General features: G+C 68.7%; 4 protein-coding genes. 2 read left to right on the forward strand and 2 right to left on the reverse strand.

Annotated elements, in window-relative coordinates:
* A partial coding sequence (locus VL973_RS13825; protein ID WP_325284608.1) for an enoyl-CoA hydratase-related protein occupies nt 1–253 on the reverse strand: 253 nt, incomplete at its 3' end.
* A 139-nt stretch (nt 254–392) separates the two neighbouring features.
* Here VL973_RS13825 and VL973_RS13830 point away from each other — a divergent pair.
* Both VL973_RS13830 and VL973_RS13835 read left to right on the forward strand, forming a co-directional pair.
* Nucleotides 393–833, forward strand: a complete 441-nt coding sequence (locus tag VL973_RS13830) for a PaaI family thioesterase (RefSeq protein WP_325284609.1) — start codon at nt 393–395, stop codon at nt 831–833.
* On the forward strand, nt 830–1,207 hold the full coding sequence (locus tag VL973_RS13835; RefSeq protein WP_325284610.1) for a PaaI family thioesterase: 378 nt from the start codon (nt 830–832) through the stop codon (nt 1,205–1,207). Before VL973_RS13830 ends, VL973_RS13835 begins: the two co-directional genes overlap by 4 nt.
* A gap of 7 nt (nt 1,208–1,214) precedes the next feature.
* Here VL973_RS13835 and VL973_RS13840 read toward each other — a convergent pair whose 3' ends face one another.
* Nucleotides 1,215–2,375 carry a PQQ-dependent sugar dehydrogenase gene (locus VL973_RS13840; protein WP_325284611.1) on the reverse strand — a complete coding sequence of 387 codons (1,161 nt, stop codon included), beginning with the start codon at nt 2,373–2,375 and terminating at the stop codon, nt 1,215–1,217.
* Between the last annotated feature and the right edge of the window lie 161 nt (nt 2,376–2,536).

Raw genomic sequence — 2,536 nt, forward strand, 5'->3', positions numbered from 1 at the left:
CGATGCCGTGCACCGGATCGTTCAGCGCCGCCCCGACGCCGCCCGCCATGCTGGCCATGTCCAGCCCCGCGCAAAAGCCGCGACCCGCGCCCGACAGCACGACCGCGCGCACATCGGCCATCGCGCCCAGCCGGTCGATCGCGTCGATCAGCGCGTCGAACATCGCCGGATCGAGCGCATTGAGCTTGTCGGGCCGGTTCAGCCGAACGTCCGCCACGCCGTCCGTCACCGACAATTCGATCCGATCGTGCATCCCCATATCCTTTCGCGGGCGCTTTGGCCCGGCTCCAGCCGGTAGCCCAAACCGCGATCAATGTAGAGCGACGGCGGGCGCGGTGCGATCGCGTCGTGGTAAACTTGGCGGCGCGCGCGGACACCGATAGGAAGCTGCCATGGTCTCACCCGCCCCCATTCCGTTCGACCCGGCACGGTTCCTGACGCTGATGCGCCAGCATCATGGCGGCGTGCTGGGCATCGAATATCGCGATCACGGGGCGGACTGGGCCGAACTGGCGCTGCCGTGGCGCGCCGAGCTGGTCGGCGATCCCGCGCGCGGCGTGCTGGCGTCGGGACCGATCGTCGCGCTGATGGACATGGCGACCAGTGTCGCGGTGTGGATGAAACGGGGCGGGTTCGTGCCGCACGCCACGCTGGATCTGCGGGTGGATTATCTTCGGCCTGCCACGCCCGAGCGCACCGTTATCGGGCGGGGCGAATGTTACCGGCTGACGCGCGCGATCGGTTTCGTGCGCGGTATCGCCCATGACGGCGATCCCGGCAATCCGGTCGCGCATGTCACGGGCACCTTCATGTCGACGGAGGCGCGGCCATGAGCCTGCCGCCTTATGCCCGGCTGCTGGGCCTGCGGGTCGAGCCGGGCGATACGGGCGTCCCGCGGCTGGTGATGCCGTTCGGCAGCGCGGTAACGGGCCGGCCGGGGTTCGTGCATGGTGGGGCGATCGGCGGGCTGGTCGAAATGGCGGCGGTGGCGGCGCTGCGCCACGCGCTGGGCGATGAGGATGTGCGGATCAAGCCGATCAACCTGACCGTCGATTACATGCGCGGCGGCCGCGATCGCGACACGCTGGCCGAGGGGATCGTCGTGCGGCTGGGCACGCGCATCGCCAATGTCGAGGCGTTCGCCTGGCAGGAAGCGCGCGACCGCCCGATCGCGGCCGCGCGGATCAATTTCCTGCTGTCGCGATAGGCCGCGCTCAGCCGCGCGGCGTCAGCTTGAGCACGCGGCCGCCGTCGCCGTCTTCGATAACCCAGATCGCGCCGTCGGGTCCCTGTTCGACATCGCGGATGCGCTTGCCCATCGGCCACTGGTCGCCCTTGGTCGCGCCGGTGCCGTTCACGTCGACGCGAACCAGGGACTGGCTGGACAGCCCGCCGATGAACAGGTCGCCCTGCCACTGCGGGAACTGGTTGCCCGAATAAGCGATCAGGCCGCCCGGTGAGATAACGGGGTTCCACATCACCTTGTATTTCTCGAACTCGGGCCGGGTGTCGTGGTCGGGGATCGGACGGCCGTCATAATGATCGCCGTCGGACACGATGGGATAGCCGTAATTGCGGCCCGGCAGGATCAGGTTGACCTCATCCCCGCCCTTCGGCCCCATTTCCTGTTCCCACAGATTGCCCGCCGAATCGAACGCAATGCCCAGCAGGTTGCGATGACCATAGGACCAGACCGCCGGGTGGAACCCGCGCGCGCTCAGGCCGGGGTCGCCCGCAGGCTTGCCGTCCAGCGTCAGGCGCAGCACCTTGCCCAGCGTCGCCTTGGGGTCCTGCGCCGGGTCGAACTTCTGCCGCTCGCCATTGGTGAAGAACAGGTGCTGGCCATCGGGGGCAAAGGCGATGCGGCCCGAATAATGGCCGTCGCCCGACACGAACGGCGTCGCGCGGAACAATTCGGTCACGCCCTCCAGCCGCGGTGTTTCGCCATCGGCCAGCCGCGCGCGCCACAGCACCACACCCTTGCCGCCATCGCCCGCGACCGAGCCGGAGAAATAGACCCTGCGGCTCTGTGCGAAATCGGGCGCGGGCACGACGTCCATCAGTCCGCCTTGGCCGGCGCTGTCGATGGCCGGCACGCCCGCCAGCGGGGTGGTCGCACCGTCGGCGGGATTGACGACGACCATCTGTCCGCCCTTTTGCGTCACCAACATCCGCCCGTCAGGCAGGAACGCCATCGCCCAAGGCGAATCGAGCGTCGCGACGGCCGTCGTGGCAAAGGGCAGGCCGCCATCGGTCGGCGTGGGCGACGGCGCCGCCGCCTGATCGCTGGGCGCGGGGGCAGGAGCCTCTGACGTGCCGCCGCTACATGCGATCAGCGCGGTCGAGGACAAGGCAAGCATCAGGGCAGCGCGCATCATGTGTCTCTCCGGACGGAAAATGTTACGGAGCCAACCTGTAGCCGAAGCTGCGGTTCCGCCAAGACTTGTGCCGATGGGCCAAGGCGCGTATATGGGCGCCTGTTCTCGACATTGGCAGCTTTGGCGAGGTCGGAGCCGACAGGCTCCGGCGCCGGAGC

The sequence above is a fragment of the Sphingomonas sp. genome (genome assembly GCF_035490575.1).
Taxonomy (GTDB): Bacteria; Pseudomonadota; Alphaproteobacteria; order Sphingomonadales; family Sphingomonadaceae; genus Sphingomonas.

Bases quoted from the DNA above. Each gene is read 5' to 3' on its own strand.
- VL973_RS13840 (WP_325284611.1), bottom strand. From the start codon at position 2,375: ATGCGCGCTGCCCTGATGCTTGCCTTGTCCTCGACCGCGCTGATCGCA.
- VL973_RS13835 (WP_325284610.1), top strand. From the start codon at position 830: ATGAGCCTGCCGCCTTATGCCCGGCTGCTGGGCCTGCGGGTCGAGCCG.
- VL973_RS13830 (WP_325284609.1), top strand. From the start codon at position 393: ATGGTCTCACCCGCCCCCATTCCGTTCGACCCGGCACGGTTCCTGACG.